Origin of the sequence: Arcobacter cryaerophilus gv. crypticus, from assembly GCF_002993025.1 — a bacterium.
GTDB classification, from domain to species: Bacteria; Campylobacterota; Campylobacteria; order Campylobacterales; family Arcobacteraceae; genus Aliarcobacter; species Aliarcobacter cryaerophilus_B.
On the sequence record NZ_NXGI01000012.1, the window covers coordinates 193,290 to 210,004 of the forward strand.

16 protein-coding genes are annotated in these 16,715 nt (G+C 27.3%); 11 read left to right on the forward strand and 5 right to left on the reverse strand.

Annotated features, from left to right (window positions below; all coding sequences use genetic code 11):
* The first annotated feature begins 38 nt into the window (after positions 1 to 38).
* Positions 39 to 1,505 carry a cache domain-containing protein gene (locus CJ670_RS06895; RefSeq protein WP_105939402.1) on the forward strand — a complete coding sequence of 489 codons (1,467 nt, stop codon included), beginning with the start codon at positions 39 to 41 and terminating at the stop codon, positions 1,503 to 1,505.
* A 59-nt stretch (positions 1,506 to 1,564) separates the two neighbouring features.
* On the opposite strand, the gene CJ670_RS06900 is transcribed toward CJ670_RS06895, so the two are convergent.
* From CJ670_RS06900 to CJ670_RS06910, 3 genes are read right to left on the reverse strand one after another with little or no spacing between them, the layout of a single operon-like run.
* Positions 1,565 to 2,848, reverse strand: coding sequence for a TRAP transporter large permease (locus CJ670_RS06900; protein WP_105911142.1), 1,284 nt, complete (start codon positions 2,846 to 2,848; stop codon positions 1,565 to 1,567).
* Positions 2,848 to 3,396 (reverse strand): TRAP transporter small permease, encoded by a 549-nt coding sequence (locus CJ670_RS06905; RefSeq protein ID WP_105939403.1) that lies wholly within the window; start codon positions 3,394 to 3,396, stop codon positions 2,848 to 2,850. Before CJ670_RS06905 ends, CJ670_RS06900 begins: the two co-directional genes overlap by 1 nt.
* Positions 3,397 to 3,409: 13 nt before the next feature.
* On the reverse strand, positions 3,410 to 4,402 hold the full coding sequence (locus tag CJ670_RS06910) for a DctP family TRAP transporter solute-binding subunit (protein ID WP_105911144.1): 993 nt from the start codon (positions 4,400 to 4,402) through the stop codon (positions 3,410 to 3,412).
* 210 nt (positions 4,403 to 4,612) lie between these two features.
* Between CJ670_RS06910 and CJ670_RS06915 the strand changes: the two genes are divergently transcribed.
* From CJ670_RS06915 to CJ670_RS06930, 4 genes are read left to right on the forward strand one after another with little or no spacing between them, the layout of a single operon-like run.
* A complete protein-coding gene (locus CJ670_RS06915; protein ID WP_105939404.1) occupies positions 4,613 to 5,395 on the forward strand; it encodes an ABC transporter permease in 783 nt (260 codons plus the stop codon).
* Entirely contained in the window at positions 5,383 to 6,150 is a 768-nt protein-coding gene (locus CJ670_RS06920; protein WP_105939405.1) for an ABC transporter ATP-binding protein, read from the forward strand. Before CJ670_RS06915 ends, CJ670_RS06920 begins: the two co-directional genes overlap by 13 nt.
* Positions 6,147 to 7,358: an NnrS family protein gene (locus tag CJ670_RS06925; protein ID WP_105939406.1), complete on the forward strand. Its 1,212-nt coding sequence runs from the start codon at positions 6,147 to 6,149 to the stop codon at positions 7,356 to 7,358. Before CJ670_RS06920 ends, CJ670_RS06925 begins: the two co-directional genes overlap by 4 nt.
* A 30-nt stretch (positions 7,359 to 7,388) precedes the next feature.
* Positions 7,389 to 8,357, forward strand: a complete 969-nt coding sequence (locus CJ670_RS06930; protein WP_105939407.1) for an ABC transporter substrate-binding protein — start codon at positions 7,389 to 7,391, stop codon at positions 8,355 to 8,357.
* A 65-nt stretch (positions 8,358 to 8,422) separates the two neighbouring features.
* Here CJ670_RS06930 and CJ670_RS06935 read toward each other — a convergent pair whose 3' ends face one another.
* Complete coding sequence (locus CJ670_RS06935) at positions 8,423 to 8,737, reverse strand: F0F1 ATP synthase subunit C (RefSeq protein ID WP_066156262.1); 315 nt, start codon at positions 8,735 to 8,737, stop codon at positions 8,423 to 8,425.
* A 190-nt stretch (positions 8,738 to 8,927) separates the two neighbouring features.
* Here CJ670_RS06935 and CJ670_RS06940 point away from each other — a divergent pair, with 190 nt between their 5' ends.
* The 6 genes from CJ670_RS06940 to CJ670_RS06965 all read left to right on the forward strand — a co-directional run bounded on the left by CJ670_RS06940 (position 8,928) and on the right by CJ670_RS06965 (position 16,152).
* On the forward strand, positions 8,928 to 10,382 hold the full coding sequence (locus CJ670_RS06940; RefSeq protein WP_133161064.1) for a hypothetical protein: 1,455 nt from the start codon (positions 8,928 to 8,930) through the stop codon (positions 10,380 to 10,382).
* Positions 10,383 to 10,470: 88 nt separating this feature from the next.
* Positions 10,471 to 11,820, forward strand: coding sequence for an imelysin family protein (locus CJ670_RS06945; RefSeq protein WP_105939409.1), 1,350 nt, complete (start codon positions 10,471 to 10,473; stop codon positions 11,818 to 11,820).
* Positions 11,821 to 13,191, forward strand: coding sequence for a di-heme oxidoredictase family protein (locus CJ670_RS06950; protein ID WP_228154220.1), 1,371 nt, complete (start codon positions 11,821 to 11,823; stop codon positions 13,189 to 13,191).
* On the forward strand, positions 13,191 to 14,132 hold the full coding sequence (locus CJ670_RS06955; protein WP_105939410.1) for an imelysin family protein: 942 nt from the start codon (positions 13,191 to 13,193) through the stop codon (positions 14,130 to 14,132). The genes CJ670_RS06950 and CJ670_RS06955 overlap by 1 nt, the downstream gene beginning before the upstream one ends.
* Before the next feature lie 3 nt (positions 14,133 to 14,135).
* Complete coding sequence (locus tag CJ670_RS06960) at positions 14,136 to 15,092, forward strand: sterol desaturase family protein (protein ID WP_228154221.1); 957 nt, start codon at positions 14,136 to 14,138, stop codon at positions 15,090 to 15,092.
* A complete protein-coding gene (locus CJ670_RS06965) occupies positions 15,037 to 16,152 on the forward strand; it encodes a cytochrome-c peroxidase (RefSeq protein WP_105939412.1) in 1,116 nt (371 codons plus the stop codon). Before CJ670_RS06960 ends, CJ670_RS06965 begins: the two co-directional genes overlap by 56 nt.
* Before the next feature lie 42 nt (positions 16,153 to 16,194).
* On the opposite strand, the gene CJ670_RS06970 is transcribed toward CJ670_RS06965, so the two are convergent.
* Complete coding sequence (locus CJ670_RS06970) at positions 16,195 to 16,707, reverse strand: peptidylprolyl isomerase (RefSeq protein ID WP_105939413.1); 513 nt, start codon at positions 16,705 to 16,707, stop codon at positions 16,195 to 16,197.
* Between the last annotated feature and the right edge of the window lie 8 nt (positions 16,708 to 16,715).

Sequence of the window (16,715 nt, forward strand, 5' to 3'; positions counted from 1 at the left end):
ATGATATTATAGCAAACTGTTTAATTAATGAGGTAATTTTGAATAACAATATAGAAAAAAATCTATTAAAAACCATACTATTTATATTTATTGCAATAAGTTCATCTATGATTTTAGCAATATCATTTTTTTATGTAAAAAATACACAAGATAATTTTGAAAAACAACTATTGAAATATAAGAGTGATTATTATATTGAAATAGAAGATGCTTTAAAAATGAAAATAACAATGGTAATGGATATTTTAGACTACAACGTTAAAAACTTAAATTTAAGCCAAGAAGATATAAAAAAATACACAATTAATTTCTTAAATAATCTTACATTTGATGAAAATAACAGTAACTATATATTCGTTTATGAAGTTTTAAATTTTGAAGGTGGAGATGATTTTGCAAAGATGTTAGTAAATCCAAATAGACCTGATTTATTTGGTAAACATATCTCAACAAATGAAGAAGATGGAGATGGAAAAAAATTTAGAGAAGAGTTTTTAGAAAATATAAAAAAATATGGTGAATCTTATACAAAATATTCATACAAAAAACCAGATAGCAAAGAACTCAAATATAAGCTATCTTATTTCAAATATTACCCAAATTTCAACTGGATAATAGCAGCTGGAGTTTATATTGATGATATTGAAAATGAGTTAAAAATAAAAAAAGATGAGCTAAAAGAGGAGATAAGAAAGCAGATACTACAAAATATTATTCTATTTTTAATTTTTTTAATTATTGCAATTTTTACACTAGCTCTTATTTCAAATAAGATTTATAAAATTTTAAAAAACTACAAACAAAAAGTTGTTGAAAATGAAAAAGAGTTAAAGATTTTGAATAAATCTCTTGAAGAGATGATTTCTAATATTGCTCATCAATGGAGGCAACCATTAACAGAGCTATCTTCTATTTTAATGTTTATAAAACTGAAATTCGATACAAAAACCTTAGATACTAAAATTATGGAAAATAAAATAGAAGATGCAACACAAGTTTTAGAATATATGTCCCATACAATTGATGATTTTAGAGGATTCTTTTCTCCAACGAAAGAGAAAGAGAGATTTTATCTATATGAACTTATAGAAAATATCCTATTAATTAGCTCAAATATGTTTAAAAACAATAATATAGAAATAGTATGCGATATTGATAAGAATCTAATTTTAAACAACTATTTAAACGAACTGCAACAAGTAGTTTTAAATATTTTGAAAAATGCAAAAGATGCTTTAGTTGAAAACAATATAAAAGATCCATATATAAAAATTGAAGCAAAATTAGATGAAAAAAATATATATTTGTCTATAACTGATAATGCAGGTGGAATTACAACAGAGCCAATAAATAAAATATTTGAAGCATATTTTACTACAAAAGATCAAAGTAAAGGGATGGGAATTGGGCTTTATATGTCAAAAATGATTTTAGAAAAAAGTATGAAAGGTAAATTATTTGTAGAAAATGTAGAAAAGGGAGCTAGGTTTACAATAAAATTATAAGAAAACTGAAAAATTTATTTTCAGTTTTCTATTTTCAATTTTTAATATTTCTAAACTTTTTAGTAACCAAACATCAAATTTGGAAGCCATAAAGATATAGCTGGTATATAAGTAATTAAAACCAATCCAAAAAGTAAAACTAAAGTCATAGGTATAGAAGCTTTTATAACTTGCCCCATGGATAATCCAGTTATTCCACTTGCGACAAATAAATTAAGTCCAACAGGTGGAGTTAACATCCCTATTTCCATATTTACAACCATTATAACTCCCAAATGAATTGGGTCAATTCCAAGAGCCATTCCAATAGGAAGAAGCAGAGGAACTGTAATCATAACAACTGAACTAGGCTCCATAAATTGTCCCATAACTAAAAGTAAAATATTTACAATTAATAAGAACATTAAAGGACTTACATTTGCATCTATTATCATTTGAGTAATTGCTTGAGGAATTTGCTCATCTGTTAAGAAGTGTGCAAAAATCATAGCATTTGCAATGATAAAGAAAATCATTGAGCTTGTTTGTGCAGAATCTAATGTAATTTTATATAAATCTTTTAGTTTTATATCTTTATAAACAAAGAAAGAGATAAAAAATGCATACATAACACTAACTGCACCAGCTTCTGTTGGAGTAAAAATACCTCCATAAATTCCACCAATAACTACGAAAATAATTAATAATGCCCAAAAAGAATCTTTAAAAGCTTTAAATATTTCAGACAAGCTAGCCATTTTTTCGGCTTTAAATCCACTTCTTCTAGCAAGAATATAAGTTGCTATCATCATCATACCACCTATCATAAGCCCAGGAATTACCCCAGCCATAAATAGTTTTCCAATAGATTGATCAGCACTAACACCGTAAACAATAAATACAACAGATGGTGGAATTAAAATTCCTAATGTTCCAGAAGTTGTAATTGTACCAATAGCAAATTGTTCATTGTATCCAGCACTTTTAATAGCTCCATACATAACAGAACCAATAGCAGCAACCGTTGCAGGTGAACTTCCACTAATAGCAGCAAAAATAATAGAAGCTAAAATAGCAGCAATTGGCAAACCACCTGGAAGATGACCAACTAAACTTTTAGCAAAATTTATAATTCTTGTTGCTGCACTTCCTCTTGAAAGTAAAGAACCAGCTAAAACGAACATAGGAATTGCCATAAGTGTATATTTATTTAAACCATCAAAAATATAAGATGAAATTCCCATTAAATCGTTGTTTGTAAATAAAAATGCAGAAACTAATGTACTAGCTCCTAAAGCAACAGCTACAGGAACTCCTACTAGCATCAAACCAAAAAGTAAAATAAAAAGTGTTGCAATAACCATTATTTATTTTCTCCTTTAATCTCTTCTATTATAGCTTCATGTTCACTAAATAGTTTGATATCATTCGCATCTGTTCTATAAAGTTCTACAAGTTTCTCAGCAACTCTATATGCAGCTAAAAAAAATGCAATAGGAATAACTAATTGAGGTATCCAAAGTGGAACTTGTAAATCTACATTAATTTCACCAAAATCCATCAACATAAAAATTAGCTTATATCCAAAATATGAAATCAGAAGAAGATAAATAATAGAAAGTAAATTTGCAAAAAGCAAAAACATTTTCATAACAGAAGGTGAAAACTTCTCTATTAACAAAGTAATAGAGATGTGAGCACCTTGCTTAAACCCATAGGCGGCACCAAAAAGTGCCGACCATATAAATAAATAGTTTGTAAGTTCAGCAGCCCAAGGAAGACTCATATCAAAGACATATCTTAGAACTACATTAATAAATGCCAATAAAACTCCCAATACCATTCCATAGACTGCTATTGTTTGGTTTATTGTACCAACTATTAAATCAATAATTTTAAAAACTTTAGTCATTTTTCCGCTTTACTTATTTTGTATCAATAGCTTTTTTGATTAAATCTTCACCAATTACATCGTAAAATTGTGGATAAATACCTTCCATAACTTTTCTCCAGTTTGCTTTTTGTGTGTCATTTAATTCAAAAATCTCAAGTCTTTTTGACTCAGCCGCATATTTTTTTAAGTCTGCCATAATTTTTGCATCATCTTCTGCAGTTGCTTTTCTTTCAAACTCTGTTGCTTCTTTCATAGCTTGTGAAACTTTTTCTTGTAAATCTTTTGGTAATTTATCCCAGAATTGTTGATTCATTACAACCAAATAACCTAAATATCCATGGCTACTTAAAGTAAGACTAGATTGAACTTCATTAAATTTTTTTGTATAAAAATTTGATAAAGGATTTTCAGTTGCATCAACAACACCTTGTTGAAGTGCTGAATAAACTTCAGAGAATGGTAAAATTTGTGGATTTCCACCAACAGCTTTAAACTGAGCTTCTAAAACTTTTGAAGATTGAATTCTAAATTTTTGACCTTTAGCATCTTCAGGATTTATAATAGCTTTTTTACTACTTGAAAAGTGTTTAAATCCAGCATCCCAATAATCAAATGCTATCATCTGTTTTTTTGCATCTACATAAGATTTAAGTTTTGCTCCAACTTCTCCATCCATAACTTTATATAAGTGTTCTTTGTCTCTAAAAAGAAATGGTAAATCAAATAGTTGAATTTGTGGAACAATTGATGGGAATTTTGAAAGACTTGGCATAATTAATTGAACATTGTTCATAGCTAAAGCTTTCATCTCATCTGCATCACCATATAATTGAGAGTTTGGGAAAACTTGAACATCAATTTTTCCAGCACTTAGCTCCTCTATTCTTTTTTCTAAGAAATCAGCAGCCATACCTTTTGGCGTACTAGAACTTACAACATGGCTAATCTTCATAACATAATCAGCACCAAAGCTTGAAGTTGCAAGTATTGCAGCAGCAGCTATTCCAAATATACTTCTTTTCATAAATACTCCTAAAATTGAAAGTTTGATTTTAAGTTTATCCAAAAATTATGTAAATGTTGTGTCACTGTAGATAAATTTTTGATAAATTACTATTTTGTTTAAAAAAACTTAAGCTATCTTAAAGAAAATGAATATTCCCTTGACCAAACTCAATGATAATTAATATCATTTTATAATACAATTCTAATTATCTTAAATTATGGAAAGAAAATGAAATTTTTTATTAAAATCTTAAGAGATTTTCCCTCTTATCTTTGGGGAGGATGGGCGTCTATTGCTTCAATATTTCTATTTTTTGCTTTTTGGGATTTTGGACACCAAATTTATGGAGATTTAATTCTTCCTAGTCCAAAAGATACATTTATAGCAATGAGTTCTATACTGCAGGATAGCTCAATGCAAAATGAGATTATGATAACTCTAAAAAGAGCATTAAGTGGTTTTGGTTTAGCAATTTTGATTGGCTCTATTTTAGGACTTCTTGCAGGACTTTTTGTAACTGCATCTATTATGAGCCGTCCAATAGTCACAATTCTTTTTGGAATGCCACCAATTGCTTGGATAGTTCTAGCCATGATTTGGTTTGGTATGGGTGACACAACAGTTATTTTTACAGTATTTATTGCATCTTTTCCTATTGTTTTTGTAGGTGCTTTACAAGGAACTAGGACTATTGAAGGTGATTTAAAGCAGATGGCAGATAGTTTTAAATTACCATTTTTTATGAAACTTTTTGATATCTATTTTCCTCATATTTTTTCATATATTTTTCCAGCATATATAAGTGCATTAGGAATGTCTTGGAAAATAGTAATAATGGCAGAACTATTAGCAACAAGTGATGGATTAGGTTCAAGTTTAGCAATAGCAAGAAGTCAGCTTGAAACTTCAACTGCTTTAGCGATTGTTGCTATTATGATAGGAACACTTCTTTTGATAGAATATATAGTTTTAGAACCTATTAAAAAGGAGCTTGAACTATGGAGAAAATAGCTAATAAAGAAGTTATAGAGGAACTTATAGTAGAAAATGTTAATTTTTCTTTTGGTTTTAAAGAGATTTTAAAAGATATAAATTTTACTTTAAAAAAAGGGGAAGTGGTATCTATAGTTGGACCTAGTGGTGGTGGGAAAACTACCCTACTTCATCTTTGTTCAAAACTTTTAAAACTTGATACTGGAAAGATAAAAAATAGTTTTTTATCATCTACTTTTGCTTTTCAAGAACCACGGCTTTTGCCTTGGAAAAATGTGATTGACAATATTGCTTTAGTTCTTAAAGCAAAATGTGAAAAAACAAAAATAGCAGAACAAAAAGCAAAAGATATTGCAATTTTATTTGGATTACAAGAGAGTGATTTTTCTAAATTTCCAAAAGATTTAAGTGGTGGAATGAAACAAAGAGTATCATTTGCTAGAGCTTTGGTTGTAAATCCTAGTTTACTTTTTTTAGATGAACCTTTTTCGGCTTTAGATATTGGTCTTAAAAAAGAGCTTCAAAATTTATTGATAGAAAATATAGAAAATAAAAAATTAAGTGTACTTTTTATTACTCACGATTTGATGGAAGCTATAAAACTAAGTGATAAAATAGTTGTTTTAAAAGCACAGCCAATTGGTCATATCAAAAAAATATTTACTATAAACGAACCAAGAGAAAAAAGAGATGATGAATTTGTATATAGTAAAACCGCAGAGATTTTAAAAGATAAAGATATTATCTCTAGCTTTGAATTGGAGTTAAGATGAGCAGTTCTCACTATTTAAACTATCCAAAAGGTGATTTTCCAATCTATTTGGCATATGGTTTTCGCCCTATTTTCCTTCTTCTTGCTCCATATATTGTATTGAGTATTATTTTATGGGCTTTTATTTTCGCAGGTTACATAAACTTACCCATTGAAAACAGTCTAAATTGGCACATTTATGAGATGATTTTTGGAGTTGGAACTGCTATGATAGTGGCATTTTTTCTAACTGGTTTACCTGAACTTTTTCCTGGAGTTGTTCCAATAGTTGGAAGACATTTAGCTTTTATAGTTGCTTTGTGGGTTTTAGGAAGATTTAGCTTTTGGTTTATTGACTATTTTGGAATATTTTTTACAGGATTTATAAATATTGGTCTAACAGCTTATATCTCATATCTTGCAGCAATTCCAGCTTTTCGTGATAGAAACAAAAGACATACTTCTCTTGCATACTCTATGGTTTCAATAGTTATTATTCAAACTATCTTTTTTTTAAGTGAAGCAGAAGTTTTAAAAATAGATTCATACAAAATTCTTCTTTTGTCTATGATTTTATTTTTGGTTTTAATTTTATTGGCTTTAAGAAGAGTTAGTATGGAGTCAATAAATGAGTTATTAAATCAAGAAAATATAAGTGAAATATTTTTAGCAAAATCTTTTAGATACAATCTTGCTATTTTTTGTCTACTTTTATATGGTTTTGTTGAACTCTTTTTTCCAAATAATTCAACTTTAGCTTATATTTGTTTTGCTTGTGGTTCAGCTACTTTTGCTCTTTTAAATGATTTTGTTTTAAAAGAAAACAATATTTTATTTAAACCTTTTGTTTTATACATAATCTCTACAATTTCTATAACTGCTATTGGATTTTTCTTTTTAGGTTTTAACTACCTTTTTGAGTTAAATATCACAAATCACTTTAGACATTTTTTAACAACAGGAAGCTTTGGAATGGTTTTTTATGTAATTATGATTATAGTATCAACGATTCACACAGGAAGAAAGATTTTTACAAATTGGGCTTTAACTTTGGGTCTAATTTTAATAATTATTGCAACATTTATGAGAGCTTTTATTCCATTTTATATTGAATATAGTATGACTTTATATATTCTATCTTCAATTATTTGGGCAATTCCTTTTATAATATATATGAAAATATTTTTCCCATTTTTGCTACAAGTTCGAGCTGATGGTATAAAAGGTTAAAAGATAATAAAAAATAATAAGGATTTATTTATGAAAAAAATATTTTTAATATTTACTCTTTTAGTAAATTTATTTGCAAAAGATGAAAATACAATAGTAATAGCAGGACCAATAGCAAGTGTATCACACCCAATATTATATATGATAGAACAAAATGTTCTAAAAAATATTGGGAAAAAAATAGAGTTTAAACTTTGGAATAATCCTGATGAGCTAAGAGCCTTAATACTTAAAAAAGAGGTTGATTTTATAGCACTTCCTACAAATGTAGCTGCAAATTTATATAATAAAGGTGTTGATTTAAAGCTTTTAAATGTTTCAACTTGGGGAATTTTGGGACTTGTAAGTAGAGATAAAAATTTAAAAACTATAGAAGAGTTTAAAAATAAGGAAATTATTGTTCCATTTAGAGCTGATATGCCTGATATTATTTTTCAAGCACTTATAAAAAAAGCAAATCTTGATATAAAAAAAGATTTTAAATTAACCTATGTTGCAACACCTATTGATGCGATGCAGATGTTGATTTTAAGAAGAGCAGACCATGCACTTTTAGCTGAACCTGCAATTTCTATTGCCTTACGAAAAACAGGCTCTTTTCCTGTTAAATTAATATCTCCTGATTTGTATAGAAGTGTTAATATACAAGAAGAGTGGGGAAGATTATTTGAAGTTGAAGCAAAAATTCCACAAGCAGGATTAGCAATAATTGGTGAAACAAAAGGAAAAGAGGAGTTGATTTCTAAAATCTTAGAAGAGTATGAAAAAGCTATAAAATGGTATAAAACAAATCAAAAAGAGGCTAGTGAACTTGTAGTTAAAACACTACCGATGCTAGAAATTAATGGTTTAGCTGATTCAATTGATTATATTCAATTTGAAAATATAAATGCTCAAAATAGTAAAAAAGATTTGGAGTTTTTCTTTAATGTATTACTTGAAAATGATAGTAAAATAATTGGAGGAAAGTTACCAGATGATGGTTTTTATTACAAATAAAAAAAGGCTTGAGATAAAAATCTCAAGCCTTTTGGTTTTTATTAAATCTGGTTAGATTTAAAAGCTTACCCTAAAAATGGATTTGCATAAAGTGCGATCATAGCAATAACAAGTGCATAAATAACTTGTGCTTCAATCATAGCTAGTGCAATAAACATTGTAGTCATTAATTTTCCACCAAGACCTGGGTTTCTAGCAGTTCCTGCAATAGTTGCAGCAGCAGTATTACCCATACCGATAGCTCCACCAAGAGCAGCTAATCCAAGTCCAATTCCAGCAGCAACTACAGAGTATGCTTTTAAAGTCTCATTTGCAACTGCAGCATCTGCAGCAAATGCAAAACCAGCGAAAGCTAGTACTAAAAGAACGATTTTTTTCATCTTAAATCCTTATAAATATTTTCAAAGTCTGTTCGGCTTGCGTATCCCTACAAAGTACTTTGATGGTTCGGATTATATTTTAAGTAAACTAAAAGTAAGATAAAGCAATTTAAACTTTGGGAAGTGATTTATGAAAAAATTTCTATTAATTATATTTATTTTAGTTATATCTATCTTTGGGATATTTTATATGCTTTTTTTTACAAAAAGTGGAAACAGCATTGTTTCTAAATATATTGAAAATAGTTTTAATGAAAAACAAAATGATTTCAAACTAAAATTTGATACTTTTATAATAAATACAAATGAGATAAATTTAGTTGCAAATATAAATGATAGTTCTAAAATAAAAATAGATGGAAAAGTTAGCTCTTTGATTGATTTAAAAGGAGAGTTTGTCTATAAAATAGATATAAAAGATTTATCGATTTTTAATAATCTTGCACAAAAAGAGTTAAAAGGTTCTTTAGAAGCAAATGGGGATTTAATTACAAAAGATGGATTAAGCACAATAATAGGAAATTCAAATATAGCAAATAGCTCAACAAAATATGAGATAAATTTAGATAAATCTTACATAAAAAGTTTAGATTTGGATATCAAAAATGCAAATATAGATGAACTTTTAGCACTTTTAAACGAACCTATTTATAGCTTTGGAAAACTAAATTTAAAAACAAAACTCATAAAAAATAGTAGTGATTTATTTAATGGTGATTTTTCATTTGATATAAATTATGGAAAGATAAACAATGAAATAGTTCAAAAAGAGTTTAATTTTCCTATAAAACAGAACATAACTTATGAGTTAAAAAGCTTAAATAAACTAGAAAATACAAAAGTTTTAAGTGATATAAAACTAATTTCAAGTTTAGCAAATTTAGATATGGAAAATTTGATTATTGATTTAGTTACAAAAGATATAAGCTCTAACTATATTTTAAATATCTTAAATTTAAGACAAATTGAAGAGTTTATAAATATTGCATTAAATGGAGATTTAAAAGTAATTGGTAACATAAACAAAAATCAAAAAACTCTAAAAATAGATGGAAATTCAAATATTGCTGATGGTGTTGCAAACTTTGTACTTTTAGATGATAATTTAGATTTAAAGTTAAAAAATGCGAACTCTTTAAAACTTTTATATCTTTTAAATAAAGATGAATTTTTTAACTCAAATTTATCTTTAGATTCAAATTATAATATTGTCTCAAAGGTTGGAAATATAAATATTGAAGTTAAAAATGGTAATTTTATAAAAAATAACTTTGTACAAAAAATAGAAGATCTTACAAAAATAGATTTAAGCAAAGAGATATTTGAAACAGGGACTATAAATAGCAAAATAGATAACAAAAAAATATATTCAAATCTTAATTTAACATCTAAAAAAAGTGATATTAAATCAAAGGATAGTTTTATAGATTTTAATAAAAATATAATAGACACAAAACTAGATGTAAATCTAAATAAAAATATATTTTCTGTAAAACTTGAAGATGATTTAAATAAGCCAAAAATAAGTGTAGATGTACAAGATTTAATAAAAAATATTTTAGAAAAAAAATTAGATAAATATCTAAAAAAAGAGGATGATGCACAAAAAATTGAACTTTTAAAAGGAATTAAATCTCTTTTTTAATATCTTGATAATTATTATCATTTTAAGTAAACTCAAAGTTTTTTTTAGATTTAATTTTAAAAAAATTTAATATTACGAGGATTTTAAAATGAGATTTACAAATAAACTTTTAGTTTCTTTATCAATTGCGGCTGCTTTAGCTATAAGTTCAGGGGCTGCTACTTCAAAAAATGAGGTAAACTCTAGTGTTTCAAAAAATTTAACATTTCTTGAAAGCTATGCAAATATAGCATTTGACAACTATACAGATGCACTAAAAGATGCAAAGAATTTAAAAATTTCTATTGATAAATTTGTTGCAAATCCAAGTCAAGAAAATCTTGATAGTGCAAAAAAAGCTTGGTTACAATCAAGAGAGTCTTATGGAAGTACAGAGATTTTTAGACTTACAAATGGTCCAATTGATGCTGAAGATGGATGGATTGCAGAAACTTATGGTGCTTTAGAGGGTCAAATTAATGCTTGGCCACTTGATGAAAATATGATTGATTATACTATTGATGCAGATGGAAAAAGAACATCTGGAAATATTATTGATACTATTGGAAAGTTTAATCCAGGTGGTGAAGAATCAAAAGAAGTTGATGTAACAAAAATTACAGTTGAAGCTTTAACAGAACTTAATGAAAATGGTGGAGAAGCAAATGTTTCAACTGGTTACCATGCTATTGAATTTTTGCTTTGGGGACAAGACCAAGATTATAACAATTTTTTAGAAGATAAAATTACAAATGGTGCAATGCAGGCTGGTTTAAGACCACTTAGTGATTTTACGACAGACAAAGATTCAAAAAGAAGATTAGAGTATTTAAGTGTTGTTACACAAAAATTAGTTGAAGATTTAAGTGTTGTAACAAGTGCTTGGGAAAAAGATATTAAAGGTAATGCTGGACTTTATAGAGCTGCTCTTTTAGGAAAATTAAAAGGTAAAGAAAAAAATAAAAACTTAGACAAAAAAGTAACAATGCAACAAATTATTGCAGGAATGGGAGTATTTATAAAATCAGAACTTGCAAATGAGAGATTAGCAGTTGCAGTTTTAACTCCTAGTGAAGAAGACGAACACTCTTGTTTTTCAGACAATACTCATAGAGATTTAGTAAAAAACTATGAAGGGTTTAAAAATATTTTAACTTCAACATACAATGGTAAAAAATATGGAGAATCTTTACTTGATTCATTAAGCAAAGATGATAAAGCTAGAGTTTTAAAACTTATGAGTGATATTGAAGAAAAAATAGAAAGTGTAGATAAAATTGCAAAAACGCAAGCTCACTTTGACTACCAAATAAAACCAGAACATTCACAAGCAAAAGTTTTAGTAAAACTTAAAAATGAACTAAGAAAACTAGGTGATGAGATGATAACTGTTGCAAAAGCAAATAATATTAAACTTACAACAGATGATGTTACTGATCCTGAAGAGACAAAACTGTAAATGAAATTTATAAAAAAGATTATATTTTTAAAAAGCCTTACTGCAATATTTTGCATGGGGCTTTTTGCATTTAATCTTGAAAGTAACTATATATCAAGTGATAAAAATAGCAAACTACTTTTAAAACAAATTGATGGTTTAAATAATGAACAAACTGATATTTTTATGTTAGGAAGAAGCTTTTTTAATATTCCTTGGGTAAAAGCTCCTAGTGTTACAACTGCACGAGATGGTTTAGGACCACTATTTAATGCAAATAGTTGTATCTCTTGTCACCCAAACAATGGTCGTGGTGAGCTTTTTACTAAAGATAATTTCACATCAAGAGCTTTAATTGCAAGATTGTCAACAAAACCAGATGATAGTTTTCAAGACAAAGAGATTTTAAAGAAAAAAGGATTTATTCCAGAGTCAATTTATGGAGAACAATTAGCTATTAATGGAAATTTTGGAGTTCCTTTTGAAGGAAATATTAAAATAAATTTTGAAGATATTGAAGTTAAATTCCCAGATGGTGAAACTGTTATTTTACAAAAACCAAAATATAGTTTAGAAAATCTAAATTATGGAGAACTCAAAAAAAATAGTGTAGTTTCATATAGACTAGCACAAAGTTTAAATGGTATGGCTTTGATAGATTTAATAGATGAAAAAGAGATTTTAAAAAACCTAGATATTGATGATAAAAATGGTGATGGAATAAGCGGAAAAGCAAATTTTGTATATTCTGCAATTTCAAAAAAATATGAGCTAGGAAAATATACTCACAAAGCTAGTGTTGCAAAACTAAAAGAGCAAGTTGCATTTGCAGCTTCAAATGATATAGGAATTACAACAACAATTGAACCAAACAAAAAATGCACAAGTTTTCAAAAAGAGTGCTTAGAAGCTCCAAAAGCAAGAGATATAATTGATCTTCCAGATGAAAGATTAGAAGCAATAACTTATTATTTAAGCAATCTAAAAACTTATAGTGCAAATAAAAATACAAAAGTATATAAAGAAGGTTTTGATATTTTTGAAAATCTTAGTTGCTCAAAGTGTCATATAAGTAGCTTTAAGACAAAATTAGGTTTTGAAATTTCGCCATTTTCCGACTTTTTACTTCATGATATGGGTGAAGATTTAGCAGATGGAAGAGTTGAATTTGAAGCAAATGAAAAAGAGTGGAGAACGGCACCACTATGGGGAATTTCTTTGCATGAAAAAATAACAAAAAACAAACCTAGACTTCTTCATGATGGAAGAGCTAGAAATTTTAAAGAAGCTATTTTATGGCATGGAGGAGAGGCAAAACAAAGCCGTGAAGCATATATGAATTTAGATAAAAACCAAAGAGAAAAACTAATTAAATTTTTAGAGGAGTTATAATGAAAAAGATATTTTTAATATTTTTATTTTTAACAGGAGTAATTTTTGCAAATGAAACAATTTTTCAAAGTGTTATAAAAAATGTAGCACTAAAAGATACACAAAGTGCTATAAATAGTGCAAAAAAACTGCAAAAAGAGATAAATGATGAAAACTTTACAAAGTTTTTAAGAGATTGGAAAAGAGTTGAAGCAAACTATTTAGCTGGTGAGATAAATAGTGATTATTTGGATACTCCACGATATATTGATGTTTTTAACAACTTAAAAGAGGATTTAAATTCTCAAATGCAAAGAGTTATAGATGGAAATTCAGATGTAAAAAAAGCACTATTTAAAAACTCATTTAAAACTATAAATGCTTTGGAATATGTACTTTACTCTTCAAAAGATTTAAATGATAGAAAAAAAGAGATAGGAAAAGAGATTTTAAACTCAATTATAAAAAATCTTGAAGATATAAAAACTGTTTATGAAACTTATTTAAAAAATCCAATAATAAAAGAGGATGATAATGCAAAGCTTATAAACACACTTGTTGCATCTTCTTATAGATTAAAAGAGTGGAGAATTGGAAATGCAGCTGGATTTTCAACAAAATATAAAAATGATGCAAAAAATAATAGAGCAGAGTATTTTTTAAGCCAAAAATCTTTTGAAGCTATAGATTCAATTTTAGATGCTCAAAAAGAGATGATTTCAAATGAAGGTTATATAAATCTTCTTAATTTAGCAAAAGATAAAAATGCAACAAATGATTTAGAAGCTGTTATTTCAAAAATAGATGAAGCAAAAAAAGAGTTAAAAAATCTTCCTAAAGATGATTTTGCAAATGCAAAAAAACTTTTTGATTTAGCTTCACAAATTCATGATTTATACTATATTACAATTATTGATAAATTGGGACTTAAAGCTGAAATATTAGATGCAGATGGAGATTAAATCTTGGAATATTTTGCCTTTGATTTTTTAACAAATCCAAACAAAAGAGTCTATTGGCTCTATTTGTTGGCTTCAATTTTGTTGGCTTTTGTTTACTACTATTTTTCAAAGAAAAATACAAGAGTTATACTATCTTCAAAATTGTGGCTACATCCTAGTGCAAAACTTGATTATATTTACTTCTTTTTAGCAAATTTAGTAAATATTTTTTTAATTGTTCCTTTGATTTTAAGTGCAAAAAATGTGGCACTTTTTACAAATAAATTTTTACATCAAAATCTTGGATTTATAGAGTTTAACTCTTTTTCATATTTTCAAATTACAATATTTTATACAATAGCTATTTTTATTTTTAGTGATTTTACAAGATATTGGTTACATAGATTTTTACATACAATTCCATTTTTATGGGAGTTTCATAAAGTTCATCATAGTGCAAAAGTTTTAACTCCTATTACATTTTATAGAGTTCATTTTGTTGAAAATTTTCTTTTTGGACTTAGATATGCTCTTAGTGTTGGTTTTGTAACAGGAATTTTTATATATTTATTTGGTGCAAAAATAAATATCTATATGATTTTTGGAGTAAATGCTTTAGTCTTTATTTCTTCAATTTTTGGCTCAAATTTAAGACACTCGCATATTCCATTTTCATATTTTTCATTTATAGAAAAATGGTTTTTATCTCCAAAACAACATCAAATTCATCATGATAAAAAACATTTTAATAAAAACTATGGTGGCTATATTGCAATTTGGGATAGAGTATTTGGAACACTAAGTCTTTCAAAAGATGTAAAAGTTCTAAAATTTGGACTTAGAAAAAATCAGATGAGTGAATATATAAGTATAAAAGATTTATATTTTAGACCATTTATAAATTTATTAAAAAAAGGAGGATTTTATGAAAAAATTAGTTTTAATAGCAATATTTTTAGGAACAAACTTACTAGCAAATAGTATTTCAAAAGAGGATTTAGGAAAAGCACTTTTTTTTGATGTTAATTTATCAAAAAATAGAACTCAAAGTTGTGCAACTTGTCACAACCCACAAGTTGGCTTTATAGATGATAGAGATAATAGTGTTTCAAAAATGGCATCTTTAGGTGATGATTTAAAATCTTTAGGTGACCGTCAAGCTCCTACAGCTTCTTATGCAAAATTTTCTCCAGATTTTCATTTTAATGCAAAAAAAGGATTTTATGTAGGTGGTCAATTTTGGGATGGAAGAGAGGCTTCTTTAGAAGGACAAGCTGGTGGTCCACCACTAAATCCTATTGAAATGGGAATGGAAAGTAAAAAAGAGGTAGTCGATAGATTAAAAGAGAATAGTTTTTATGTAGAGAGTTTTAAATCTCTATTTGGAAAAGATATTTTTAAAAATGATGAAAATGCTTATCTAGCAATGACAAAAGCAATTGCTAGTTTTGAAAGAACAGATGAATTTTCACCATTTGATTCAAAATATGATAGATATTTAAAAGGAGAATATGATTTAACTCCTCTTGAAGATTTAGGAATGTCGATATTTTTCTCAAATAACAACAACTCGTGTGCCACGTGTCATGTTTTAAAAGGAGAAGGAAAAACAGGTGAAACATTTACAAACTACGAGTTTCACAATATTGGCGTTCCTGTAAATAAAGAATTAAGAGTTAAAAATGGTGTAAATGAAAAAGATTTAGGTTTAGCAGCAAATCCAAATATTAAAATCAAAGATGAAAATTTGGGTAAATACAAAACTCCAACTCTAAGAAATATTGCAGTGACTGCTCCATATATGCATAATGGGGTATTTAAAGATTTAAAAACAGTTGTTGAATTTTATGATAAGTACAACAATAAAGATAGAGCTTTAAACCCTGAAACAAAAAAACCTTGGGATGAACCTGAGTTTAAAGATACAATTTCACTAAAAGAGTTAAAAGCAAATGCTCAAAATGATAGAAAAATTGATGCTTTGGTAGCTTTTATGAAACTTTTAACAGATAAAAAATATGAACATCTAATAAAAGATTAAAAAAGGGTGAGCTTAAAACTCACCTTTTTTAAATTGTAACTATTATATAGTTTCTAAAATCTCAATTTTGATTATCTCATCACCTTGTTTTATAGCATCTAAAGTTTTGAAACTACTATTTTGAATAACTTCAATTTCTCCAAAAACAGTGTGGTTACCATCTAAATGAGGGCAAGGTACAAAACATATAAAAAATTGACTACCACCTGTATCTCTTCCTGCATGTGCCATTGAAAGGCTTCCTCTTTTATGATTTTGTTTAGAAGCATCAACTTCACATTTTATAGCCCAATCAGGTCCACCCATACCTGATTTTTCAGGACATCCACCTTGAGCCATAAAACCAGTTATTACTCTATGAAAATTTAATCCATCATAAAATCCATCATTTGCCAAAGTTACAAAATTTGCAACTGTATTTGGTGTTTCTTGGTTGAAAAGTTTTATTAAAATCTCTCCATTTTTTGTACTGATTTTTGCATAATTAAATTTTGCAAGTTCCTCTTTTGTATAGTTATACTCTTTTAACTCTTTTCCAAATCTATTTGTACTCATAAATATCC